General features: G+C 72.1%; 28 protein-coding genes. 26 read left to right on the top strand and 2 right to left on the bottom strand.

Features of this window, described 5'->3' with window-relative positions; all coding sequences use genetic code 11:
- The coding region (locus ACSC1Q_RS42325; RefSeq protein WP_436764393.1) for a GntR family transcriptional regulator at nt 1-277 on the bottom strand (277 nt) is incomplete at its 3' end.
- 270 nt (nt 278-547) lie between these two features.
- On the opposite strand from ACSC1Q_RS42325, the gene ACSC1Q_RS42320 reads away from it, so the two are divergent.
- From ACSC1Q_RS42320 to ACSC1Q_RS42195, 26 genes are all read left to right on the top strand, one after another.
- Nucleotides 548-790 carry a helix-turn-helix domain-containing protein gene (locus ACSC1Q_RS42320; protein WP_436764392.1) on the top strand — a complete coding sequence of 81 codons (243 nt, stop codon included), beginning with the start codon at nt 548-550 and terminating at the stop codon, nt 788-790.
- Nucleotides 790-1,368 (top strand): hypothetical protein, encoded by a 579-nt coding sequence (locus ACSC1Q_RS42315; RefSeq protein WP_436764391.1) that lies wholly within the window; start codon nt 790-792, stop codon nt 1,366-1,368. The genes ACSC1Q_RS42320 and ACSC1Q_RS42315 overlap by 1 nt, the downstream gene beginning before the upstream one ends.
- Nucleotides 1,368-1,598 carry a hypothetical protein gene (locus ACSC1Q_RS42310; protein WP_436764390.1) on the top strand — a complete coding sequence of 77 codons (231 nt, stop codon included), beginning with the start codon at nt 1,368-1,370 and terminating at the stop codon, nt 1,596-1,598. Before ACSC1Q_RS42315 ends, ACSC1Q_RS42310 begins: the two co-directional genes overlap by 1 nt.
- A complete protein-coding gene (locus tag ACSC1Q_RS42305; protein ID WP_436764389.1) occupies nt 1,595-3,304 on the top strand; it encodes a DUF2637 domain-containing protein in 1,710 nt (569 codons plus the stop codon). Before ACSC1Q_RS42310 ends, ACSC1Q_RS42305 begins: the two co-directional genes overlap by 4 nt.
- Nucleotides 3,301-3,711 carry an SsgA family sporulation/cell division regulator gene (locus tag ACSC1Q_RS42300; RefSeq protein WP_436764388.1) on the top strand — a complete coding sequence of 137 codons (411 nt, stop codon included), beginning with the start codon at nt 3,301-3,303 and terminating at the stop codon, nt 3,709-3,711. Before ACSC1Q_RS42305 ends, ACSC1Q_RS42300 begins: the two co-directional genes overlap by 4 nt.
- The gene (locus ACSC1Q_RS42295; RefSeq protein ID WP_436764387.1) at nt 3,708-3,965 is read left to right on the top strand and encodes a hypothetical protein; all 258 of its coding nucleotides are present in this window, start codon (nt 3,708-3,710) and stop codon (nt 3,963-3,965) included. The genes ACSC1Q_RS42300 and ACSC1Q_RS42295 overlap by 4 nt, the downstream gene beginning before the upstream one ends.
- Nucleotides 3,965-4,543 (top strand): ATP-binding protein, encoded by a 579-nt coding sequence (locus tag ACSC1Q_RS42290; RefSeq protein ID WP_436764386.1) that lies wholly within the window; start codon nt 3,965-3,967, stop codon nt 4,541-4,543. Before ACSC1Q_RS42295 ends, ACSC1Q_RS42290 begins: the two co-directional genes overlap by 1 nt.
- On the top strand, nt 4,540-4,836 hold the full coding sequence (locus ACSC1Q_RS42285) for a hypothetical protein (RefSeq protein ID WP_436764385.1): 297 nt from the start codon (nt 4,540-4,542) through the stop codon (nt 4,834-4,836). The genes ACSC1Q_RS42290 and ACSC1Q_RS42285 overlap by 4 nt, the downstream gene beginning before the upstream one ends.
- A complete protein-coding gene (locus tag ACSC1Q_RS42280; RefSeq protein ID WP_436764384.1) occupies nt 4,833-5,198 on the top strand; it encodes a hypothetical protein in 366 nt (121 codons plus the stop codon). Before ACSC1Q_RS42285 ends, ACSC1Q_RS42280 begins: the two co-directional genes overlap by 4 nt.
- Before the next feature lie 57 nt (nt 5,199-5,255).
- Entirely contained in the window at nt 5,256-5,669 is a 414-nt protein-coding gene (locus ACSC1Q_RS42275; RefSeq protein WP_436764383.1) for a hypothetical protein, read from the top strand.
- On the top strand, nt 5,669-7,873 hold the full coding sequence (locus ACSC1Q_RS42270) for an FtsK/SpoIIIE domain-containing protein (protein ID WP_436764382.1): 2,205 nt from the start codon (nt 5,669-5,671) through the stop codon (nt 7,871-7,873). The genes ACSC1Q_RS42275 and ACSC1Q_RS42270 overlap by 1 nt, the downstream gene beginning before the upstream one ends.
- A 441-nt stretch (nt 7,874-8,314) precedes the next feature.
- Nucleotides 8,315-10,657 carry an FtsK/SpoIIIE family DNA translocase gene (locus tag ACSC1Q_RS42265; RefSeq protein WP_436764381.1) on the top strand — a complete coding sequence of 781 codons (2,343 nt, stop codon included), beginning with the start codon at nt 8,315-8,317 and terminating at the stop codon, nt 10,655-10,657.
- Between the two features lie 37 nt (nt 10,658-10,694).
- Nucleotides 10,695-11,879, top strand: coding sequence for a hypothetical protein (locus ACSC1Q_RS42260; protein ID WP_436764380.1), 1,185 nt, complete (start codon nt 10,695-10,697; stop codon nt 11,877-11,879).
- A gap of 41 nt (nt 11,880-11,920) precedes the next feature.
- Entirely contained in the window at nt 11,921-12,088 is a 168-nt protein-coding gene (locus tag ACSC1Q_RS42255; protein ID WP_436764379.1) for a hypothetical protein, read from the top strand.
- A 39-nt stretch (nt 12,089-12,127) separates the two neighbouring features.
- A complete protein-coding gene (locus tag ACSC1Q_RS42250; RefSeq protein ID WP_436764378.1) occupies nt 12,128-12,424 on the top strand; it encodes a hypothetical protein in 297 nt (98 codons plus the stop codon).
- 104 nt (nt 12,425-12,528) lie between these two features.
- Complete coding sequence (locus tag ACSC1Q_RS42245) at nt 12,529-13,308, top strand: M48 family metalloprotease (RefSeq protein WP_436764377.1); 780 nt, start codon at nt 12,529-12,531, stop codon at nt 13,306-13,308.
- Complete coding sequence (locus ACSC1Q_RS42240; protein ID WP_436764376.1) at nt 13,305-13,466, top strand: hypothetical protein; 162 nt, start codon at nt 13,305-13,307, stop codon at nt 13,464-13,466. The genes ACSC1Q_RS42245 and ACSC1Q_RS42240 overlap by 4 nt, the downstream gene beginning before the upstream one ends.
- Nucleotides 13,466-14,119, top strand: a complete 654-nt coding sequence (locus ACSC1Q_RS42235; RefSeq protein WP_436764375.1) for an NUDIX domain-containing protein — start codon at nt 13,466-13,468, stop codon at nt 14,117-14,119. Before ACSC1Q_RS42240 ends, ACSC1Q_RS42235 begins: the two co-directional genes overlap by 1 nt.
- A 4-nt stretch (nt 14,120-14,123) precedes the next feature.
- Nucleotides 14,124-14,294, top strand: a complete 171-nt coding sequence (locus tag ACSC1Q_RS42230) for a hypothetical protein (RefSeq protein ID WP_436764374.1) — start codon at nt 14,124-14,126, stop codon at nt 14,292-14,294.
- A 49-nt stretch (nt 14,295-14,343) separates the two neighbouring features.
- Nucleotides 14,344-14,817, top strand: coding sequence for a hypothetical protein (locus ACSC1Q_RS42225; RefSeq protein ID WP_436764373.1), 474 nt, complete (start codon nt 14,344-14,346; stop codon nt 14,815-14,817).
- Nucleotides 14,818-14,982: 165 nt separating this feature from the next.
- Nucleotides 14,983-16,140 carry a Pycsar system effector family protein gene (locus ACSC1Q_RS42220; RefSeq protein WP_436764372.1) on the top strand — a complete coding sequence of 386 codons (1,158 nt, stop codon included), beginning with the start codon at nt 14,983-14,985 and terminating at the stop codon, nt 16,138-16,140.
- Between the two features lie 72 nt (nt 16,141-16,212).
- A complete protein-coding gene (locus tag ACSC1Q_RS42215; protein ID WP_436764371.1) occupies nt 16,213-16,674 on the top strand; it encodes a hypothetical protein in 462 nt (153 codons plus the stop codon).
- The gene (locus tag ACSC1Q_RS42210) at nt 16,674-17,363 is read left to right on the top strand and encodes a hypothetical protein (protein WP_436764370.1); all 690 of its coding nucleotides are present in this window, start codon (nt 16,674-16,676) and stop codon (nt 17,361-17,363) included. The genes ACSC1Q_RS42215 and ACSC1Q_RS42210 overlap by 1 nt, the downstream gene beginning before the upstream one ends.
- Complete coding sequence (locus ACSC1Q_RS42205) at nt 17,360-17,746, top strand: RRQRL motif-containing zinc-binding protein (RefSeq protein ID WP_436764369.1); 387 nt, start codon at nt 17,360-17,362, stop codon at nt 17,744-17,746. Before ACSC1Q_RS42210 ends, ACSC1Q_RS42205 begins: the two co-directional genes overlap by 4 nt.
- 150 nt (nt 17,747-17,896) lie before the next feature.
- Nucleotides 17,897-18,226, top strand: coding sequence for a hypothetical protein (locus ACSC1Q_RS42200; RefSeq protein WP_436764368.1), 330 nt, complete (start codon nt 17,897-17,899; stop codon nt 18,224-18,226).
- A 951-nt stretch (nt 18,227-19,177) separates the two neighbouring features.
- A complete protein-coding gene (locus ACSC1Q_RS42195) occupies nt 19,178-21,280 on the top strand; it encodes a hypothetical protein (protein ID WP_436764367.1) in 2,103 nt (700 codons plus the stop codon).
- Between the two features lie 30 nt (nt 21,281-21,310).
- Here the strand turns inward: ACSC1Q_RS42195 and ACSC1Q_RS42190 are convergent, their stop codons facing one another.
- The gene (locus ACSC1Q_RS42190; protein WP_436764366.1) at nt 21,311-21,613 is read right to left on the bottom strand and encodes a DUF6221 family protein; all 303 of its coding nucleotides are present in this window, start codon (nt 21,611-21,613) and stop codon (nt 21,311-21,313) included.
- Between the last annotated feature and the right edge of the window lie 83 nt (nt 21,614-21,696).

The raw sequence follows: 21,696 nt of genomic DNA, 5'->3' as shown, positions 1-21,696 counted from the left end.
TGCGGCGGTTCGAGAGGACACGGCCTGTGGGGGTGTGCACCGTCTCGGAGGTGGTGACCACAGTGCCCACCCCGGACACTCCGCGCACCAGTCCTTCGGACCGCAAGGTAGCCATCGCCTTGGTCGCCGTCGCCAGCGAGATTCCCCACTCTTTAGCGATCTGTCGCGTAGAGGGCACCGTGTCGCCATCACGGAGAGCTCCTGACTCGATCTGCTCTCTGACGTGCTTCACCACCTGCAGGTATGGCGGGTCCGAGCGGTGAACCTGTGGCGCCAACTGCTTCTCCTTACACCATCGGCGATCCTGACCTCAGTGTACTAATACACCGGAACCGGCCGAATAGAGCCCCCGGTGAGCGTGCAAAACGCAAAACGATCCCTCAGGGTCTTGACGGTGTCATAGTACGCTTCTAACTTGTGTACTAGTACGCAAGTCCGATGCGAGATCCGAATCGCGCGAGTGACTTGTGTCCGAATCAACAAGCAGCCCCGGTGCTGTCACACCGGGGCCACGGCGAGTCGCACGATCCGGAAGGGAACTCGACTCATGTCCATCATCGCTGATTCCGTCATGCCCGGCGACCGGCTGCTGACCTCCAAGGAGGCTGCGGCTGTGTTCCGGGTCGACCCTAAGACGGTCGTGCGCTGGGCCCACATCGGCGCGCTGACCGCGGTCAGGACTCCGGGCGGGCGGCTGCTGCGCTTCTGGGAGTCGGCCGTGTACACCGCCCTGCGCGACGGCATCGTCGAGGCGCAGGCCGCCGAAGACGCTGAGGCGGTGAGCGTCTGATGACGACCACCACCTACCGCTCCCGCTACCCGCAGCTGGCCGCGTCGGCCGGCGACCGGCCCCTGGCCGACGTCGAGTGCGTCGTGACCCTGGAGGTTCCGACCTTCCACGGCCACACCAAGCTGACCCTCCGCCCCGGCGTCGTCGACGCCGCCGCGATCGAGCTGTACGGCTACGGCGAGTGCGCCGTGCTGGCCCGCGCCCTGCACCTGCGCACCGGATGGCCGCTGGCCCTGGTGCAGCTCGTCGAGCGGCCCTACCGCTGGGCACATGTCGGCCTGCTCAACCGCTGGGCGCACGTCGGCGTGCTCACCCCGGCCGGGCACCTGCTGGACATCCACGGCACCCGCAGCCTGGACCAGGTCGTCGCCGACTACGCCCGCGAGCACGACCTGCAGGTCACCACCTGCCCCCTGCCCACGCTGGATCTGCTGTTCCACGTCATCGGCGAGAGCGAGGAGCTCCGGAGCGGCTGGATCGACGGCAGCGCCATCGACCCCCTCACCACTGAGCTGGTCGGCGTGTTCGCCGACCTGCTCATCGCCCAGGCCGAGGTCGCCGAGGCGGTGAGCATCTGATGGACATCTTCGTCGTGATGACCCTCGCCAAAGCGACCGATTACGGCATGAAGCAGCTGACCATGTACCAGACGGTCACCGCATCCCCGCAGTCCACCAGGGCCGCGCTGTTTGACTGGATGCTGAAGAAGGCGCCCGAGGAGATGCAGGGCGGCAACGTGCTGTTCTACTCCGCCGAGCCCAACGCCCTGGTGGCCCCGGCCGCCGTCGAGGCGGTGAGCGGCTCATGACCGGCACCTTCTACGACCGCCGCGCCGAGCGCGCCGTCGCTGGCGCCGAGGCCGAGCGCTCTCGCGCTGAAGCCGAGGCGACGCGGGCGCGGACCGCGATCGAGGTGGAGCGCGAGCGCCACCAGCTGGAACGCGAGGCCCGCGCCACCGAGCGCCAGGACCGCGCCGAGGCCGAGCGCGTCAAGGCCGAGCGCAGCCGGACCAAGGCCGCCGATCGCGCCACCAGGCGCCGGCAGTCCAAGGCCGACCGTGCCGCGCGCTACGCCGCCGCCCGCCGCGGCGCCGGAGTCCTGGCCGCCGCGGTGGCCACCCGGGCGCCGGTCATCGTGGGCGCCATCGCAATGGGCGCGCCGATCGCGATCGCCTGGCGCGGCCAGCTGGAGTTCGCCACCGAGGTCATGCACCTGGGCCTGATGGCCCCGGCGTTGCCGATCGCCCTGGAGGGCGGGGTGTGGTACCTGGCGTTCCTGGTGCACCGCGCGATCCAGGCGAAACTGCCGATCGGCCGCTACCGGGTCGCGACCTGGGCTATGGCGGGCATCGCGGCCGGGATGAACCTGTGGCACGGCATCCACGCCAACGGCGCCGACGACGGGCTGCAGGTCGGGGTGATCCTCGCGCTGGCCTCCCTGCTGGGCATCGCCCTGTGGGAGCTGACCGCGTCGCTGACCCAGCAGACCACCGTCAAGCGCAGCGCGGCCGAGATCCGCCGGGCCGCCTGGCGCCGGGTCCGCTACCCGCGCCTGTCGTGGGCGGCCGCCAGCATCCGCGCCTCGCGCGGTGCGGACTGCTCAATCGAGGACGCTTGGAGCGCGGCGTGGATCGACCGCTACGGCGTCGGCCCGGCCTCCTCCCGCAAGGACCGCAAGCTGGCCCGCTCGATCGTGGCCTACGAGCGGAAGGCCGACAAGGCCGCCGCCAAGGACGGTCGGCTCGTCATCGTCGACGGCTCCATCGTCCGCCCTGGCGCCCCCGACCCGAAGGCCAGCGCTGAGGGGGAGGAGGCCGTGGCCCGGCTGCGCGCCTTCTCCGCGCAGCGCGTGGACGTGGCCCGCTCGATCGCGTTCCCCTCGATCGGCTCCCCCTCGATCGGCTCCCCCTCGATCGAGGCGTCCCCACGCCCGGCGATCGAGTCCCGTACGGACTCGACCCGTACGGAGGCGCCCCGTACGGAGAACACGCCCCGGCCCCGTACGGAGCCCGTACGGACCAGGCCCGCCCGTACGGAGGTGCCCCGTACAGAGCCCGTACGGACGGAGCCCGTACGGGACGAGGCGCCCCGTACGGTCCCGCCGCTGACGCCGGTCGACCGGGAGGAGGCTGTGGCCGAGATCCGTAAGGAGATCGCCGCGGCCGCTGCGCGCGATGAGGTGTGGACGCCGGACTACGCGGTGCTGGAGGAGCGCTATGACCGGCGCCGCAGCTGGTGTGAGAAGGCCGTACGCGATGCCCGTACGGGTCTGCGTACGGACGAGGACGAGGCGCGTACGGACGCGGAGGAGACCCGTACGCCGCCCGCCCGCACCGGATCGCCGGAGCCCCGTACGGACGAGCGCACCGACGACGAGACCGACGACCAGGAGGTCGCTGACATCTTGCGTCGCCTCCGTACGGACGGCAGCGACAAGCACGCCGTACGGGCCACGTCGGCCCGTACGGACCTCACCCGCGACAGCGACCAGACCCGTACGGAGGTGTCGGCATGAGGCCCCAGGTGATCTACGACGTGCGGCTGTGGCCCGCCGACAGCCCCAAGACCCCGCTGAACGCGATGCTGACCTACTCCAGTAGCGACCCGCACGCGGTCTGCCTCATGTTCGTCCAGGGCCGCACCATCACCTCCGAGTACACCTTCGCCCGCGACCTGCTCGCCGAGGGCGTGCGCGCCCCGGCCGGGCAGGGCAACGTCCTGGTGGCCCCGCACGACGAGCTCGACGACCTCTACCTGGCCATCACCTTGACCCCCGAGTCCGGCTACCCGTTCCTGCTCTACGTGCTGCGCGAGCTGGTCATCGACTTCGTCAACCAGGTCTACCGCCACGTTCCGCACGGCCGCGAGCAGGTCGACGTCGACGCCGCGATCGCCACGATCCTGGGCGAGGTGACGTCATGAAGACGCTGACCAGGAACAACGTGCTGACACGCCAGGACCTGGCGCTGCTCGTCGCCGAGCACGCCGAGCTGCTGGCCGCGGCCCGCGCCACGGTGGCGGCCGCACAGCTCGGCGAGGTCGACCCGCTGGTGCACCTGCGCCACGCGCTGGCCGCGCACGGGCAGCTCCCGCCCCTCGGAGCGCGTCCGGTGGTGCTGCTGGCCCAGTGCGCCGCCCCCGCCCTGCCGGTCCTGGCCTGCGGGGAGGTGGCGTGATGGCCGTCATTGTCACCCTCGCCCACGAGCGCGCCTTCCCCGGCGCTCCGGAGCGCGTCGCCGAGGTGCGCGCCTGGGTGCTGACCTGCCTGCCGCCGGGGTGCCCGCGCGCCGACGACGTCGCGCTGGTGGTGTCGGAGCTGGCCACCAACGCCGTCCTGCACAGCGCGTCCGGCACCGTGGGCGGCCGATTCACCGTTCGCGCCGAGGTCGAGCCCGGCTCGACCGGCGAGGCTGGGGCGGTCGCGCTGACCTGCACCGACCAGGGCCCGGCGCTGGTGCCGGCAGCCCGAGGGGAAGGCGAGTACCAGCGCGGCCTGGTCCTGGTGCGCGAGCTCGCCGACGCCTACGAGGTGACCTGCACCGAGGCCTCCCGTGCCGCGTGGTGCCGCCTGGACTGGCCCGTCGTCACCGGCACCCCGCAGGGTGCGAAGGGCGCGGCCACCTACGGGCCGCACATGACCGCACAGCAGGTCAGCGACCCCGCACACGCCGCGCACAAGATCACCGCACACGGTACGCACACCCCGCACAACCCCGGCGCACAGCCGCGCCCGAGCGGGGAGGCGAGCCGGTGAGCGCCTTCGTGACCTGGCTGGCCGTGGCGTTCGCGCCGGGCTGGCCCGAGCGGGCCGCGCACGGCATCGCGGTCGCGCTGCTGGCCGCCGCCGCGCTGCTGGTGGCCTTCGCACTCGCCGAGGAGACCAGCTTGCGCGGCCGGGCCCGCGCCGTGGCCCGCTCCTGGGCCCGCTCGGCGGCCGCCACCACCTCGGTGCAGGTGCTGGCCGACGGAACCCTGATCGCCCAGAGCAGCACCGAGCAGACCGCCCGGCACCTGCTGGACGCCGTGATCCACGAGGAGGACCTGTGAGCAACCGAAGCGAGGACCTGGGCAGCCAGATGGTCAAGTTCGAGACCGCCGAGATCATCGCCGGTCACGAAGCCCTGGAAAACCACATCTACAACGTCCAGGCCCTGTCGCGCACCCTGGCGCTGATGCTGGTCCAGGACGGGGAGCTGGTCTCCACCTGGCTGCGCCACCACAAGCCCAAGAAGGGCAAGCGCGTCCCGCTGCTGGACCGAGTGGGCCTGTCGCGCCGCACCCGCGCCCACAGCCGCAACGCCGCCGACGCCCTGCTGGAGGCCGTCTCCTCGCTGCAGAAGATGGCGGGCGTTCACGACGAGTACGTGCGGCTGGAAAAAGAATCCATCCGCGAGGACCCCAAGAAATAGCCCGCTGACCAGCACATCCGCTGTTCAGGGCCACGAGTAGGCAGGTGAGGTAAGCCGATGTCCAAGCAGATCGATCTGGTGGAAGCCGCCGCCGCGTTCGTCGACAGCGACGTCACACGCAGCCACCAGGCGTACCGCGACTACCAGGAGACCGTGCGGGCGATGCTGTGCGCGATCTCGCTGACCATGAGCGAGGACTCCCGCCAGGCCGCGGCCTGGCTGCGCCACCGCACCGCCCCCGACGGGCGCCGGGTGGGCTGGCTACAGCGCATCTTCCTGGCCGGTCGCCTGCGCGGACACGGCAACAACGCCGCCGAGGCCATGTTGGAGGCCGCCAAAGCCATCGTTCGGATGTCGGCGGTCCACCAGGAGTACCTACTCGCCGAGCAGCAGGCCAACAAGAAGACCGCATCCGGTACGGGCACCAACAGCCAGCGGCAGGGCCGCTACGACACGAAGGACGGTGCGTGATGGCACGTCGTAAGAAGACCCCACAGCTCGCCACCGGCGCGCAGATGGTCCACGTGGAAACCGCCGACGGCGCCGGTCGGCTGGGCGGCGGCTGGCTGCTGGTGCACGGCCTGCCGCTGGTCACCCCGGCCATCGGATGCGTCGTCTTCGCGATCCTGATCGTGCTCGCCCACGCCAAGTGGGGTGGCGACCCGGTCTGGACGCCCTTGTTGAGCATCCTGTTCCTGGCCATCGGCGCCCTGGTCACCTTCTTCGCGCACCTGTCGGCCGGCCCCCGGGTGCTGCTGCGCATCCTGATGGTCGTCACCGGCTCCCTGGCCACCGTCTCCCTCGTGCTCGGCCTGGTGGTCGGCATGGGCCCGATCTGGCCCGCCTACACCCTGTGCAGCCTGATCGTGTGGGTGCTGTGGGTCATCTGGCGCGGCACCAAGTACGCCGGAGCCGCCCCCGGCGCCGCCGACGGAGCGGGCAGCCCGCTGCTGGACGCCATCAAGGCCGCGAAAGTGCAGTTCCACAACCCCACCGTGGATGAGCGCGGCGTGGTGCGCGCCAAGGTCGTCACCCAGGACGGCGGCACCCTGGACGGGGCCCGCGCCCTGATGCCCGCGCTGGCCGCGCACGCCCAGGCGGTGCCCGGCGGCACCAACCTCGCCGCTGACGCCACCCGGGCCGGGGTCGGCGAGCTGGAGATGCCCACCCGCGACAACCTGGCCATCCCCGGCGGCATCCCCTGGCCCGGCGTGGACGCCACCCTGTTCGGCGCGCTGCCGACCGAGCCGTTCGCGCTGGGGGAGTACCAGACCGACCTGTGCCTGGTACGGCTGCTCGGCAACTACGACGAAGACCCCGATGCCGAGGACGTCGCGCACATCAAGATCGGCGGCGTCACCGGGGCGGGCAAGAGCGTCTGCGCCCGGCTGGTGCTGGGCAGTCTGTCCATCCGGCGCCGCCTGAACATCATCGGCATCGACGTCAGCAAGGAGCTGCAGACGTACGGGCCGGTCGCGGCCGCGCTGACCTGGGTCATCACCGACCTCAGCGAGGCCCGCCGGGTCATGAAGCGGCTGCGTAAGGTCATCACCGGCCGCACCAGCCACCTCGCCGGTGAGGGCCTGGACCGCTGGGCGCCGCGCTCCAGCCTGAACCTGCTGCTCATCTGGGTCGAGGAGTCCTCCGACTTCGCCGCCCTGGGCGCCGACTACGAGCACCTGCTGGGCAAGGCGCGCTCCGCGGGCATCATGGTGGTCTCCAGCCTGCAGCGCATCACCTACAAGGCGATGAGCACCGACGCCCGAGCCAACCACACCGCCGGCATCTGCTTCGGCGTGGACTCGGCCGACGACGCCGAGTACGTGCTGCCCGCCCCCGCGCTGGCCGCGATCGGCCGCGAGAACCTGCCCACCTGGGGAGTCAGCCGCCGCGGCTACTCCTACGTCGCGGGCATGGGCGTGCCGCCGAAGCGCTGGTCAAGCATGCAGCGCGTCTACAACCCCACCGCCCAGCAACTGATGGACACCGTCGACGCGGGCGCGCCGTTCCGCGACCCGATGGACGCCGTCACCGCCGAGCTGTTCGGCGAGCTGTTCACCCAGCGCACCTACTACACCGGCCCCGTCTGGGGCACCCGCACCACCGACCCCGCTCCCAAGCCCGCCCTCGCCGGACCTGCGAGCACGGCGTCGGCACCCACCACCGTGCCGGCCATGCGGTCGGCCGCCCCTCAGATGAACCAGGAGAGCGACATGGATGAGCAGGCCGCAGAAGAGACCGCCCTGGAGCGCGAGGCGATGCAGGAGGCGCTGCAGGACTCGCGGCGCGAGCACCTGGGCGAGGACGCCCGCCCCGAAGACCTCGCCGACGTCGACCCCAACACCGTCATCAGCGGCGTCATCGTCAGCACCAACGACGACGAGGACGACCAGGACGGCGACGGCGAGGAGGCCGAGCAGCCCGCCAAGCCGGAGATGAGCACCGAGGAGGCCCAGCGCGTCTGGGACATGGCGCTGGACACCTGGTACCGGGAGGGCCGCACCACGGTCCGCACCGCCGACATGTACGAGCTGCTGCAGCAGGTCGGCCGCGCCCGCCGGTTCCTCTACCGCCAGACCGACCGCTGGACCGAGCTGGAGTGCATCTCGGCCCGGCCCGACGCCGACGGCTGGGACCTCATCGCCTCCCCGCTGGAGAACGCGGGCCGCCGGTAACCCACCCGGACGGCCCCCCGGTCGGGCGCACGCTGCGTGCACACCGCGCGAGCGCCCGGCCCGCTTTACCGAATGTGACCGAACGCCGCGGTTGGTGTGCGGCGTTGGGCGGGCCCCCTTTCTCTATAGGGGAGGGGTGGTGTGCGCAGCTCCGCACACCCCGCGCACACGGTCCGCACACCCGGGCGTACAAGATCCACGCCCCTGCGCACATCAACGCAGAGTAACCGCACACGCCGCGCACAGCCCCGCACACGCCTACCGCACACGCGAAACGTAAGCGCCCAGTAACGCACCGCGACCGCACATTGAGCGCACATCCCCCGCACAGTCACCCACCGTCACCACCACCCCGTACGGAGAAGAGGACACATGGCCACCCGAGCCCGTCGATCCGCCTCCCGAAGAGGCCCGACCACCGCCCGCCGCACCGTCCGCAGCGTGCACAGCAGCCCCCTGCTGGGCCTGGCCGGGGCTGCGGCGATCCTGGCCTGGATGAAGCTGGCCCGCGGCGCCGGGAAAGGCGTCCGGGCGCTGAGCCCCGGTCGGGCCGACCTGGACGCCGCCTACCAGCGCGACAGCCTGGGCCTGGCCAGCGTCGTGGCCACCGTGGTGCTCGCGCTGCCCGGCTGGAACCTCGCCGGCGGCATCGTCATCGACCTCATCGAGCTCGCCGCCCGCGCCCTGATCGGCTCCCTCATCGTCGCCGCCCCGATCGCCACCGCCTCCCTGGCCTGGCGGCTACTGCGCGGCGGCGATGCGGAAATCACCCTGGTGCGACTGCTGCTGGGCTCGGTGACCATCACCGCCGCCGTGGCGGGCATCATCCACCTCGCCCACGGGCCGGACGCTGACGTGCTGGCCGCGGGCGGGGCGCTCGGCTACGCCGTCGCCTCCCCCCTGGCGCTGCTGCTGCCCACCCCGCTGAGCGTCGTGGGGCTGGTCGTGCTCGCGGCCTGGGGAGTGCTGGTGGCCACCCAGACCTCGATCCGCCAGATCCCCGCCCGCCTGGTCGGCCTGCGCACCCGCCGCCCCGGCGCCGGGGCCCGGGACTCGCAGCCGGGCGGCAACCCCCGCTACGCCACCCGCGACGACGCCGACCACCCCGGCCGCGACGACAGCGCGGACGTCGTGGACGGCGAGGACATCGACCAGGACGACGCGGTCGACGAGGCCGGGCCGCGCCGCCCGGTCGAGGTCGACCCCGACCTGATCGGCGAGCGCGGCCCCTACGACACCCCCGTCCTGGGCGCCGAGACCAATGTCCCGGCCGCTGCCGGCGACGTCGCCGAGCAGGCCGCCCCCCAGGCCGCGACCACCGCACCGGGAGCGCTGCCCAGCCTGGACCTGCTGCGCCCGGGCAGCGCGCCGCGCGCCTCCACCAAGGCCAACGAAATCGTCGTCACTGCCCTGGACCAAGTGCTGACCGACTTCGAAATCAACGCCAGCGTGACCGGTTTCACCCGCGGCCCGACCGTGACCCGCTACGAGATCGAGGTGGCCCCCGGCGTCAAAGTCGAGAAAGTCACCGGCCTGACCAAGAACATCGCCTACGCCGTCAAGTCCGCCGACGTGCGGATCCTGTCGCCGATCCCCGGCAAGTCCGCGATCGGCGTGGAGATCCCCAACACCGACAAGGACCTCGTCTCGCTCGGCGACGTCCTGCGCTCGGCGGCCGCCCGCGCCGAGCGCCACCCCCTGGTCGTCGGCCTGGGCAAGGACGTCGAGGGCAAGACGATCCTGGCCAACCTTGCCAAGATGCCGCACCTGCTCATCGCGGGCGCCACCGGCGCGGGCAAGAGCGTGTGCATCAACACCCTCATCTGCTCGGTGCTGATGCGCGCCACCCCCGACGAGGTCCGCATGGTGCTCATCGACCCCAAGCGCGTCGAGCTCAACATCTACGAGGGCATCCCGCACCTGATCACCCCGATCATCACCAACCCCAAGAAGGCCGCCGAGGCCCTGGAGTGGGTCGTCGGGGAGATGGATCGGCGCTACGACGACCTGGCCGCCAGCGGCTTCCGCCACGTCGACGACTACAACCGGGCCGTGCGCGCGGGCAAGGTCCCCGCCGCTCGCGGGAAGGCTCCGCGCCAGCCCTACCCCTACCTACTGGTCATCGTCGACGAGCTCGCCGACCTAATGATGGTCGCTCCCAAGGACGTGGAGGACTCCATCGTCCGCATCACCCAGCTGGCCCGCGCCGCCGGAATCCACCTCGTCCTGGCCACCCAGCGCCCCAGCGTGAACGTGGTCACCGGCCTCATCAAGGCCAACGTGCCCTCCCGGCTCGCGTTCGCCACCGCCTCACTGGCCGATTCCCGCGTCATCCTCGATGCCCCCGGCGCCGAGAAGTTGATCGGCCAGGGCGACGCGCTGTTCGCCCCGATGGGCTCGACCGCCCCGGCCCGCCTGCAGGCCGCGTTCCTCTCCGAGAAGGAGATCGCCGCGATCGTGTCGCACTGCCGCAAGCACGCCGCGGCCGCCGACCAGATCGCCGACCTCACCACCCCGGCGCCGACCGCGGGCGGTGACGACGTCGGCGAGGACCTGGAGCTGCTGCTCGCCGCCGCCGAGCTGGTCGTGACCACCCAGTTCGGCTCCACCTCCATGCTGCAGCGCAAGCTGCGCGTCGACTTCGCCAAGGCCAGCCACCTGATGGACCTGCTCCAAGCCCGCGAGGTCGTCGGCCCCGCCGACGGCAGCAAGGCCCGCGAAGTCCACATCACCCCCGCCGAGCTGGACGAACTGCTGGACGACCTGCGCGCTTCCGCCGCCTGACCTACCCCGTCCTCGGATCCGAAGGAGCACCGCCGCCATGACCTCCACCCACCCCACCGCCTCTGCCGCCAGCGAGGAGCTCTCCATGCCCGTCCCCGAAACGCCGCCCCCCACCGACGCCCTGACCCTGACCCCGATCCTGACCATGCAGGTCACCTACCACGACGGCTACTGGATCGCGCTGCCCGGCGATGCCCCCGATGGTGTTCCCGTCGCCGGTGGCCTGTCCGGGCTGACGCTGACGGAGCTGCAGCGCCATGTCGAGGCCGCCAAGCGCTTCCTGTGCGGCGTCGGCCCCGACGTCGCGGTGGTGGTGCGCTACACCTACGCGCCGGGCCTGCCCCTCCCAGAGGTGATCGACTCGGCCTCTGTCACCCCGTGCGCCAGCCGTACCTGCTTCTGGTACGACCGGCTGAACGGCATCTACTCCGAGCTGAGCAAACTGCGCACCCTGTACGGCCGCGACGACCGGTTCAGTGCCGAGATCGCCAAGCTCGCCGGCGCGCTGTCGGAGCTGTACTCGCAGATCGAGACGGGCCTGCTCGACGAGGCGCAGGCCGAAGCGCAGACCACCGAGCTCGTCGGCCGCCTGTCGGCTCTCACCACGTGGATCTACACCGACGGCCGGACGTGGACCGACGAGGAGACGCTGCACCTGGCGCTGGTGTTGTGGGCCGACGGCTCGCCCTTCACGGCCGCCGACCTGGACGGGGTGCTGACGGCCACCGGCCAGAGCTGGACCTGGCTGCTGGCCCGCCTGGGCGAGCGCGTCGTGACCGGCCTGCTGGCCTACGACACCGCCACCGGCTACCGGGTCGCCGACCCCGCCGCGCTCAAGACCCTGGCCATCCCGAACGCCTCCGCGACCACGCCGCTGGCCCTGTGGTCCGCGCTGCAGGCCGAGCGCGCCCGGGAAGCGCAACTCGATCAGGCCACGCAGGAAAGCGACCTCATCACCCACGCCGCCCCAGCGCCGAGCCGGGTCCACCCGATGGTGGCCGCCGCCAGCGCCCTCCCTTGCCCCGACTGCGGCGGCGACCCCGCCCAGATCCGCAAGGCCGGACGGGCCCGGACCGCCTTCGGGCTGGCCCTGCTCGCGCTGTTCGCCGCCGCCGGCACCGGCGCCCCGGCCCCGCTCACCATCGCGCTGGTCGTGGTGTTCGCCGTCGCCTTCGTCCACTTCATCCGCCAGGCCCCGGCGCCCTGCCGGCACCGGCTCTGACCTTCCCCGACCCCACTCATCACCACTCGAAAGGCCCACCCATGAAGAACGAGTTCCCCACCGCCCAGATCCGACTCTTCCCGGTCACCGATGACCCGCAGCAGCGCATCGGCGGCCAGGTCGGCAAGGGCAAGAGCTCCGCCGCCCTCATCCTCAGCGCCATCGACACCCACACCGAGGCCACTCCCCCGCAGACCCCCCAGCCCTGACCACCACCTTCTTCACCAACCGAAAAGGACACACCTGCCATGAAATCCCTGAAGACGTTCTCCCTGCGCCCCGCCGTCATCGTGCTGGTCCTGGCGGCTGCGCTGTCGATGGCCGCCAAGTGCGACACCACCGCGGCGTGCGCCGCCACCGCGGCCGTCGTCGCGGTCAACCCGCCCGAGCCCATCACCGACGGCTCCTACCGGGACGGCTCCGCCGAGGAGGCCAAGGCGCCCGAGCCCGTCGAAGACAAGGCCCCGGAGCCGATCGAGGACGGCAGCTACACCGACGGCTCCGAGGACGAGCCCGACGCCCAGGACGACGCGTCGGGCTGCTGAACCGGGACGGGCGCGCACCAACGTGGCCAATCCACCAAGACAGGACCACGTCGGGCGCGCCCGCTCACCCCACCAACCCAGTGATCAGAGAGGTACCACCCATCATGACGCATGCCACCCCACCTACACCGGGCCCCCGGTCGCGCACGTTCGTCCCGTTCAACATCGCGGCCGTGCGCACCACCTACGTCCCCACCGAGACCGTCAAGACCACCAAGCTCGCGCCGCCCGCGCCCGCCGTCTCCGCTGCCAGCACCACGTCGACCGGCCCGGCCAGCCCGGCTGTCCCGGCGGGTCTGGTGGAGTTGGTGGCCACGCTGCGCACCGCCGCCCACCTGCCCGGCGTGCTCGTCATCGTCGACACCGACGGCGACACCGGCGCCGAGGCCACCTCGATGGTGTGCCTGCCCACCGCGCAGATCCGGCTCGGCGCCCACCTGCTGGACGAGCAGCACAGCATGCGGCTGCAGGGCGCGCTGGCCCACGAGATCGCCCACCACGCCCTGGGCCACCTGAGCGGGCCGAGCCTGTGGCGGCGCATCGCGGCCGGGTGCGGACTCGGGGCGCTGCTCGTCCTGGCCGCGCACCTGCCCGCCTGGCTCGTCCTCGCCACGGCCGCCGTCGCCGCGGTCAACCACCTGCTGGCCACCCAGGCCATCCGGCTGCAGGAATGCGACGCCGATCTGTACTCCGCGCGGCTGCTGACCGAGGTCGGCCGCGACGGCGTGGCGATCGTGACCGCCACGCTGGACGCACTGCCCGCGCCGACCCTGTGGCAGCGCACCGTCGGCCGGCTCACCGCCAGCCACCCCACCCCGGACGTCCGGCTGCGCGTCCTGGCTTCCGGCCGGGCGCCGTCTTGGTTCTCGGTGGCCGTCCGATGACCGAGACGATCTTCTGTGACTGCTGCGGCCGCATGACGACCGTCGATGCCCGCTCCGCCTCCGCGCAGTACGCCTACGGCGAGGACTCGGCCGCCCGCGCGGTGCGCCACCAGCTCGTCACCGCCGCCGCCAACGGCGGACAGTCGGGGAGGGCCTGATGATCCGCACCTACACCCACCCCGACGTGCTCGGCAAGGGCGTCGCCGAAGGGTGGGCCGACCCGCGGACCGACCCGACACAGATCGACTGGGCCGCCCGGCAGCGGGACGCCGCGATCCCCTTCGTCGTCGTCGACGGCCGCCCGCTCAACCCGTTCGGCCCCACCGGCATCGAGCGCGGCCGCGGCGAGCTGGGCCACTGGGGCGAGCAGCAGGCCGCCGACGCCATCGTCACCCTCTCCATCGGCGGTACCCGGCGGGTGCTGCTGGTTGACCGCGACGACGACCACGGCTGGGCGGTCCCCGGCGGCTACGTGGAGCCCGGCGAGGACCCTCTGGCGGCGGCGGTCCGCGAGCTGGCCGAGGAGACCGGCCTGATCCTGCCGGACGCCTGCTGGCGGGTGCTGCCGGTGCGGTGCGTGCCCGACCCCCGGGCCACCGACGAGGCGTGGATGGTCACCTGGCCTGCCGTAGCCGACCTGGGCCAGGTCACCGAGCTGCCCGTCGTACGGGGGGCCGACGACGCCAGGGCGGCCGCCTGGGTGCGCGCCGACACCTACGCGGCGCTCGTCGTCGACCTGGGCCGCCGCCAGAGACGAGTGTTTCGCGCGCACCGGCCCCTGCTCGCCGAGCTGCTCAGCAGATCACGGTGAACCCGTGGCGCCGTCCCTGGCCGAACTCGCCGAGCCCTGCCGCCGGTGCGCCCACCAGCGCGCCGTGCACACCGGCGGAGCCCAACCCGGCGGCTGGGCTCCCTATGACCGCATCTGGGCGAACGCGACCGGCTGGTGCCGCTACCCCGGCTGCGACTGCCCCGCCCGCACCTAGAACACCCGCCCCGGCCCCCGTCCAGGGCCCACACCGTGAAAGGAACGACATGACAGCGTCACTCGCCCAGGTGGCCGCCGACGTCACCGGTGCCCTCCGCGACCGCGATCTGGAGAGGGCTCGTGGCCACTTTGACCGCGCCGTTCAGGGCAACGAGGAAGTGCTGAGCGCGCTCCTCAAAGAGCTCGCTGCGACCATTGAGATCCCCGTAGGCGTGGTCGTCGTCGGCTTCGGCATCGACGTGTGGAACAACCCCTGGCGCGACGGTTATGCCTGGCGGTGCGGGTCCTGCCGGTGGACCGGCAGCAACTACCTGACCCCCCGCACCGCCCAGAGCGCCGCGACCAAGCACGCGGCCGAGCATCAGGAGCCGAAGCCGACGGTCTGCGACTACGCCGAGATGCTCAGCGCCACCCCGGCCGCCACCGTCGCCGCTCCCAGTGACACCGGCCCGTCCAGCGACCCGACGGCCGACTGCGTCCCTGACCCCTGGCAGGCCCCGTCGGGCGAGCGGGTCGCCTGACGGTGACTGCGGGTCCTCACCCGGCCAGGCGCCGGGTGAGGGTCCGGGGCTCCCGTCAGGGACCACCCCGTCCAACGGGCGCGCACCGACGTGGTCGATCCACCAAGACAGTCCACGCCGGGCGCACCCGCCATCCCATCCCATCCAGAACGGGACACCCACATCATGCACCTGCACACCCACCCTGTCAGCGCCATCCCGGCGGCCGTCTCGCCCACGGCTCCCCGCTGCGACAACCGCCGCGTCGGGGTCCTCCTTGAGGACGAGGACGGCTGCCTGCTGATGCTCCTCACCGGGGCCGGTCTCACCGGCCTCGCCGGGCACGTCGACGAGCACTCTGAGCCCGCCGAGGCCGCTCGCGCCGTCGTGGCCGAGGCGCTCGGACTGCCCATGACCGGCCTGGAGCTGGTGGTCGCGACCTGGCGCGGTGACCGGTGCGAGCGCCTGCCCAAGGCCAGCGGGATCACCGGTCACACCTGGCACCTGTACCGGGCCCAGGTGAGCACCGAGGCCCTCGTCGAGGCGCTCAGCGCCGAGCTGCTGCGCGGCGCGCACCGCTACACCGGCGAGCAGCTGCAGCTGCTGGCGATGCAGACCGCCCTGTACGCCGCCGACCGGCTCACCGACGCCGAGTTCCTCGACCGCCAGGGGATCGCGCCGGTCTGGGTCGACTGGCTGATTGAGGCGGGCCTGGTCAAGATGGGCGAGCCCGAGCGGGCCGCGATCGACTGGGCTGGCGCCCGCACCAGCACGCCGCCTCCGATGATGGCCTGGCAGCAGGCCTACCCGGGCCAGGCCTGGCACCGCGACCCCGCCCCGGCCTCGACCTCCCGGAAGGTTCCGGTCCACATCGAGCGCCTGGAGCAGGCGGGCGCCGCCGACCTGGTCGCCGAGGCCGAGGCCGTCCGCGCCGAGCTGGCCCGCACCGACACCAAGGCCGGTCTGCTGCTCGGCTTCGCCGGGGTGGCGTTCAGCGTGCTGGCCGCCCTCGGTGTGCTGGCCTCCGGGCTGCTGCCTGCGGGCCGGGTCGGGCTCGGGGCGGCGGTGGCGCTGCTGGCGGCCGCGTCCGCGGTCGCGCTCACCGTCATCCGGCCCGCCCTGTCCCGGCCGGGTACCGGGACCGGGTTCGTCGCCCACGCCGAGATGAGCGACGCCGAGGAACTGCTGGCCTCTTTGGCCGAGGACCCGGAGCTGCGCCGCGCCCAGGACGTGGTGCGGCTGTCGCAGATCGCTCGCGCCAAGTACCGGCGCCTGTGCGTGGCCACCGACCTGATGCTGTTCGCCCTGGGCGTGGTCGTGGTCAGCCTGCCCAGCCTGCTGTAGCCGCACCGCTCGTTCCCGGCTCCCCGCTGGAGGGGGGCCGGGAACGGGCCCTGAGACGAGATGAGGACTTCGATGACGACCAACCACGACCACGTTCCCGCTCGCGGCTGCTGCGCCGAACACACCGCTTTCCGCCAGCGCGCCACGACCGCGCTGAACCTGGCGATCGCCGACGACATGGACGGCGCCCGCACCGCCGTGGCGGACCTGCAGGCCCACCACGGGCCCGGCGCACTCACCTCCGCCCTGTTGACCTGGGTGGACCTCATGGCCACCCGCACCCCAGGCACCGACCACAGCACCTGGGCCAACCCCGAGGCCGCCGCCGAGGCCGCGGCGGCCTGCGACCCGGCCACCTCCTGGGCGATCCAGGTGACTATCGCCCGCCTGGCCCGCGACCGCGCCACCTTTGAGGCGCTGCGCGCGGCCGTGCAGGGCTCTCACCTGGTCGAGACGTACGTGATGGGCCTGCTCGCCCTGATCGCCACCCACCTCTCCACCCGCCCGCGAGCCGACGAGATGAGGAACCCCTGATGGCCACGTCTTCCGCTCCCACGAAGGTGGCGCCGTTCGTCGCCGGCATCGCCCCGGGCGCCGGCATGCACGCCGTCCCGCGCGACTACGCACAGCGCGCCCTGGCCGAGGGGGCAGGCGAGAGCGGCGGGCTGTGCGGGCGCCGCGTCCTGGTCGCCCCCCGTGTCGGCGCCTTCGACCGGGCCACCTTGCCCGCCTGGGCCGTGGCCGCCAACCCTGAGGCCCGCTCCGGTGCCATCGAGCGCGAACTGGACGCGCTCACCCCGACCGGCACCAACCGCGACGTCCTGGAGCAGCTGCTCGGCGACGCCCTGGTGGTCCGCCACCTGTGCGAGGCGATCCTCGCCGCCGCCCGGCAGCCCGGCGCCGACGGCCTGGACCACGCTGTCATCGAGCTGCTGGCCCACGCCAGCGCGCACGCCCCGGTGCCGCTGTGGCCGCACGACTGCGCTGCGGGCGAATGCCACCACCCGGCCGGTGCGTGCCCGTGCGTAGTGGCGTGCGCGGCGTGCAGCCTGCGCGCCGGATCCTGGGCCGGTGACCAGGAGGGCACCTACCGGCCCGAATGCACCATCACCGCCCCCTGCCAGGTCCTGGCCACCATGGCCGCGCACCTGAACCCGCCGGTCGACCAGGACCACGACGGGGACCAGGGCGAGCTCGCCGCGACCGCAGGGCAGGTGCGGTGAGCCGCCGTCCACGCCGGGTGTTCTGGGACCCGACCGGCACGAAGGTCGGTGGCCTGCCCACCTACCCCTGGCGCTTCGCCCCCGAGGGATTGGCCACCCGCCGCCAGCTGCGCGCCGCCGGGCTGCGACCCGGCGGCCAGGCGCCGTGCGCGCAGGTGATGTGGCGCTCACGCCGCGCCGTCGGCGGCGTCGCGGTCGCCTACCTCTACGACGTCGCGGCCGCCAAGCCGCGCCGCACGCCGTCGACGGCGCAGCTGCAGGCGCTGGGCAAGGCCATGCGCGCTCGCCGCCTGTGCCCCGACTGCGGGGTGGAGCAGCCCTACTGCATCCCCACCCGCTACGGCGCCTGTCTGCCGTGTCACGGCTGGGGGCTCACCGCATGACCACCCTCTCCGACAACACCCTCAGCGAGGGAGTACTGCGATGCCTTTGACCTGCGGCAACTGCGGGACCGACCTGGAGGCGGGCGCCGACGCAGGCACCGTCACCTGCCCCGGCTGCCACCTGACCGCCCACCTGTGAGGAGAGCACCGATGCCCATCGACGACTTCGACCCACCCGGCGCCGTTGCCCTCGACGATCCCGACCTCGCTGCCGCGATGGCCGTCGTCGATGGGCTGCAGCCGAGCGAGCAGCGGACGGTGATCCTGCACGCCGTCCGGGCCGCGCTGGCCACCGAGCGCACCGGCGAGGCCGAGCACGCCACCGGCTTCACCCGCGACCTGCTGGCCACCGTGCGCCTGCGCGCCATCCCCGCCTACGCCCAGGCGCTGCGCCGCGAGCGGCCTGTCCGGGGGTCCGGTCCGGCGCTTCGTGTCGAGGACGTTCTGCGCGAGCTGCAGGAGCCGCGCCGCGATGCCTGAGCGTCCGCACCACCCGGTGTCGTCCTCGCCCGCCGTCGCGGGCGGGGACGGCGCCGTGCGCCGCCTGGCGCCGGTGGACGAGGCGGCACCGCTCCCTCGTGCCGGTGCCGCCTCGCCCACCTGCGCCTGCGTTATGCCCCTGACCAGTGGAGACACTCACTTGATCTTGCTCTTGAGACGTAAGCTCGCGAACCCGCTACACCTCCGTCCCGTGCACACACCCCTGGCTTCGACGCCGTCTTTCTGCCTCGTCGGCGGTTCTGACAACGAAGCCCGCCGAGCTTTACACCGGCGCTCATGCTGGCCTGCTCTGGGATGGTGGGAGAAGAAATCTGCAGGTGATCGGCAGGTTAAGACCGACATAACCGATCTTTTGGCCTCGTACCAGCTACCGTTCTTGACAAGCATTTTGGCCAAAAGTCATGCACCACGTCAGGTCCCTCGTATGAGCACTCCCCTTCTCTTGTCGGGCGTACTCGCCCCAACCGCCATGAGGTGCGGCGCGCTCGGCGCGCGGATTTGGCCTGGACGGGACGTGCCGAATACGGCGTGTGTACGGGCAAGCGCAGCTCAAACCTGCAATGCTTGGGCGCCGACTGCTCGATCGATCATCTGGAGTCACCCAGGACAAAAGAAAACGCCCCGCCAAGCGGGGCGTCTGTTCACAACGACGACGTTGCGGACACCCGGTTCACATCAGCTCACGTCTTTGCTTGGCCGCGGAGAAGAGCGAGATGCGTTTCGTGTGTCCATCGAAATCAGTAACCGGTGATGACGATACCAGGCATCCAGCCGGTCAGCCCAGCATGCCCGCAATCTGACACGCCGGGCGTGTTGCCGACCGACCCTGTTTGCGCCGCGCGGCCCGCTGAGACCAGCACTTCAGACGCCGCTGGCGCGTTCCACGCTGCCCTGCGCGCATTGGCGCCCCGGGGCCGAGCCCGTGTTGACGTGCGCGCTGAAGACGGGGCATGGGCGCACTCCTATGACGGCGAGGTCCGCCTGAGCGCCGCCGCGCCGGCTGGCCCGTTCGCCTGGTATCTGACCAACTCCCGCCGCGAGTTCCTCTTCGTCGTTTTCGACCTGGACGCCAAGAACAGCCCGAGCAGCCCAGAGGGTCCGGGCGTCTCGAACGGCCCGAGTGGCACGGTGCAGCGCGATGTGGCCGAGCTGGTCGACCTCCTGGACGAAGCCGAACTCAACCACTTGATCTGTTCTTCCGGCCCCGGCGGCGGGGTGCATGTGTGGGTGCCGGTGGCGCCGGTCGACGCGCCGCGGGTGCGGGCGATCGCGCGGGCTGCGGCCCGGCGCCTGCCCACCTTGGACATCTCCGCGTTGACCAACGCGCGCACTGGGTGCGTGCGCCCGCCTGGTGCCCCGCACCGCAACGGCGGCACCTCGGTCCCGTTGACCGCTGACTGGCGACCCCTTACCCCGGCGGCCACCGCCGCGGTGCTGGGCGAGCCGAACTCGGCCGAGGCCCTGGAGCGCCTGGCCGTCCTGCTGAACGCCACCGCCGCCGAGCAGGTGCCGGCCGAGACGGTGTGCGCCATCGAGACCGGGCCGGGCGGGCCGCGCTTGGCCGGGCAGCGCCGTCCCTGCGACGTCGCCGACCTGCTGGCCGCGACCCCGGAGGCGGGGCTGGGGCACGCGCAGTTGTGGCGGGTGCTGCTGCGGCTGGCGCGGGCCCGCTGGTCGGCCTGCGAGGTCGCCGCGTTGCTGGAGCGTCACCTGCAGGAGCCGGGCCTGGTGCACCTGCGCCGCCGCACAACCGGCGGCGCCGAGCGCCCCCGCACCGCCCAGGAGCGGGCCGCGCTGCTGCAGCGCCAATGGAGCAAGGCCGTACTCGCGGCCGCGAGCTGGCGCCGCCCTCCCGGCGGCGTCGGCGCCGACGTCCCAGCCGCCCACGAAGAGCAGGAGCAGCAAGAGGACAGGGAAACCTGGGAGCAGCGCGTCGGCGCGGTGGTGGAGCGGGTGGTCGCGGTGCGTGCGGCGATCGACGCCGTCCCTGAACGGTGGTGTACCCAAGCAGGTCCCAGTGACCGCAAGGCGCTGGAGTACGTGCTGGAGCTCGCCCTGGAGGCGGTCACCACCGAGATCGAGCTGGATTGCCGCCGGTTGGCGGCGGCCACCGGGATGGGCCGCAGCACCGCGGACCGGGCGCTGCGTCGCCTGGCGCTGGACGGCTGGCTGGCGCTGGCCGCCGCAGGTGAGGGCCAGAAGGCCCGGAGCTTCACCCTCCTCGCCCCTGCGGGCTTCCAGGCCCCGGTGACCGAGGCCTCAACCGCGGCCTCCTCGGGCTGTGAGGAGGGGGTGGAGGCTGTGACTGATGTGACGAAAGAGGCCCTTGCAGAGGGTGGGACACAAGTGAACCCACGCCTGCCCGCAGTCCTCCGACCTCCTGGTCTTTCCCCCTCTTCGTCTCCCCTCGCGCTGCGTGAGGAGCTCTTGATCCAGTTGAGGTCCCGGAGGGAAATCGTCTCTCATGACCTGTTCACCCACCCCGGGCCTGAGCAACCCGGCCTGGGCCGTCACATGGCGGTGACTGCGGCGGTGCTGGAGCGGGAGGGTTCTGCGGGTACCGGGCTGTACAAAGTAGATCAACTGTCTGAGATGACTGGTTATGACCCCCGGACGGTGCGCCGTCACCTGAGCATCCTCACCGGCCACCAGCTGGCCCGTCGCGTCGGCGGGCCAGGCCCGGCGGCCGAGTTCGAGCGCACCCCAGTGACCCTGTCCAGCGTCGCGGACCGTATCGGTGCGACCGGGGTGCGCGAGCGCCGGGTGCGCGCCTACAGCGTCGAGCGCGACGTCTACGCCTGGTGGCTGGCCGAGGAGGAATGGATGAGAACCCCCGGCAAACGCCACCGCAACGTCGCGATCGCCGGCCAAGGCCGCCTCATCCTCGCTGGAGCACCCTCGCACGCGAACCGGCCCCGTTACCCGCGCGACCACCGCGGCCGCGCCGACCACCAAGCCGCCCGCGCCTACCTGCGCATGCAACGCGACGCGGCCGCCACCCGAGCCACCCTGCAGCCGGCGGCCGCGGCCTGAGCAGCGATCGCGACGAGCGATCCCGTGGCGCTACTTCAACGCCCACCACTCCGGCTGAAAACCAGGGATTTCATCTGGCGACCACCACTCCGGCTGGTAGTCAGCGTGGGTGAAGTAACGGGTGGCCAACCCCAGTAAGGTCAACAAGCCCTGCGGAGTTCGTTCTCCGTCGGCGATACGGCCGATCATCTGTCGCCTGGTCTCAACGTCGCCGAGCATGTCTGCGGCAATCGAGCGCAGCTCCGGTTTCGGATGGCGCCACTTCTGCTCGTCTTCGTCAATACGAGCGTGCAGGAATGTGATCAAAGTGTCCATGATGTCCAGAGCATCCACGGCGCCATCATCCCCGAGACGCGCCGACCGCGCCGACCGCGCCGACCGCGCCGACCGCGCCGACCGCGCCGACCGCGCCGACC

This window comes from Streptosporangium heterodermiicola (assembly GCF_051390675.1).
Lineage (GTDB): Bacteria > Actinomycetota > Actinomycetes > Streptosporangiales > Streptosporangiaceae > Streptosporangium.
This window is presented reverse-complemented; position numbering and strand designations above follow the sequence as displayed.

Excerpts from the sequence above, each read along its gene's own strand:
- ACSC1Q_RS42295 (WP_436764387.1), top strand. The coding sequence starts at position 3,708 with ATGAAGACGCTGACCAGGAACAACGTGCTGACACGCCAGGACCTGGCG.
- ACSC1Q_RS42270 (WP_436764382.1), top strand. The coding sequence starts at position 5,669 with ATGGCACGTCGTAAGAAGACCCCACAGCTCGCCACCGGCGCGCAGATG.
- ACSC1Q_RS42260 (WP_436764380.1), top strand. The coding sequence starts at position 10,695 with ATGACCTCCACCCACCCCACCGCCTCTGCCGCCAGCGAGGAGCTCTCC.
- ACSC1Q_RS42315 (WP_436764391.1), top strand. The coding sequence starts at position 790 with ATGACGACCACCACCTACCGCTCCCGCTACCCGCAGCTGGCCGCGTCG.
- ACSC1Q_RS42225 (WP_436764373.1), top strand. The coding sequence starts at position 14,344 with ATGACAGCGTCACTCGCCCAGGTGGCCGCCGACGTCACCGGTGCCCTC.
- ACSC1Q_RS42300 (WP_436764388.1), top strand. The coding sequence starts at position 3,301 with ATGAGGCCCCAGGTGATCTACGACGTGCGGCTGTGGCCCGCCGACAGC.
- ACSC1Q_RS42255 (WP_436764379.1), top strand. The coding sequence starts at position 11,921 with ATGAAGAACGAGTTCCCCACCGCCCAGATCCGACTCTTCCCGGTCACC.
- ACSC1Q_RS42310 (WP_436764390.1), top strand. The coding sequence starts at position 1,368 with ATGGACATCTTCGTCGTGATGACCCTCGCCAAAGCGACCGATTACGGC.
- ACSC1Q_RS42240 (WP_436764376.1), top strand. The coding sequence starts at position 13,305 with ATGACCGAGACGATCTTCTGTGACTGCTGCGGCCGCATGACGACCGTC.
- ACSC1Q_RS42320 (WP_436764392.1), top strand. The coding sequence starts at position 548 with ATGTCCATCATCGCTGATTCCGTCATGCCCGGCGACCGGCTGCTGACC.
- ACSC1Q_RS42200 (WP_436764368.1), top strand. The coding sequence starts at position 17,897 with ATGCCCATCGACGACTTCGACCCACCCGGCGCCGTTGCCCTCGACGAT.
- ACSC1Q_RS42305 (WP_436764389.1), top strand. The coding sequence starts at position 1,595 with ATGACCGGCACCTTCTACGACCGCCGCGCCGAGCGCGCCGTCGCTGGC.
- ACSC1Q_RS42220 (WP_436764372.1), top strand. The coding sequence starts at position 14,983 with ATGCACCTGCACACCCACCCTGTCAGCGCCATCCCGGCGGCCGTCTCG.
- ACSC1Q_RS42245 (WP_436764377.1), top strand. The coding sequence starts at position 12,529 with ATGACGCATGCCACCCCACCTACACCGGGCCCCCGGTCGCGCACGTTC.
- ACSC1Q_RS42215 (WP_436764371.1), top strand. The coding sequence starts at position 16,213 with ATGACGACCAACCACGACCACGTTCCCGCTCGCGGCTGCTGCGCCGAA.
- ACSC1Q_RS42275 (WP_436764383.1), top strand. The coding sequence starts at position 5,256 with ATGTCCAAGCAGATCGATCTGGTGGAAGCCGCCGCCGCGTTCGTCGAC.
- ACSC1Q_RS42290 (WP_436764386.1), top strand. The coding sequence starts at position 3,965 with ATGGCCGTCATTGTCACCCTCGCCCACGAGCGCGCCTTCCCCGGCGCT.
- ACSC1Q_RS42235 (WP_436764375.1), top strand. The coding sequence starts at position 13,466 with ATGATCCGCACCTACACCCACCCCGACGTGCTCGGCAAGGGCGTCGCC.
- ACSC1Q_RS42250 (WP_436764378.1), top strand. The coding sequence starts at position 12,128 with ATGAAATCCCTGAAGACGTTCTCCCTGCGCCCCGCCGTCATCGTGCTG.
- ACSC1Q_RS42210 (WP_436764370.1), top strand. The coding sequence starts at position 16,674 with ATGGCCACGTCTTCCGCTCCCACGAAGGTGGCGCCGTTCGTCGCCGGC.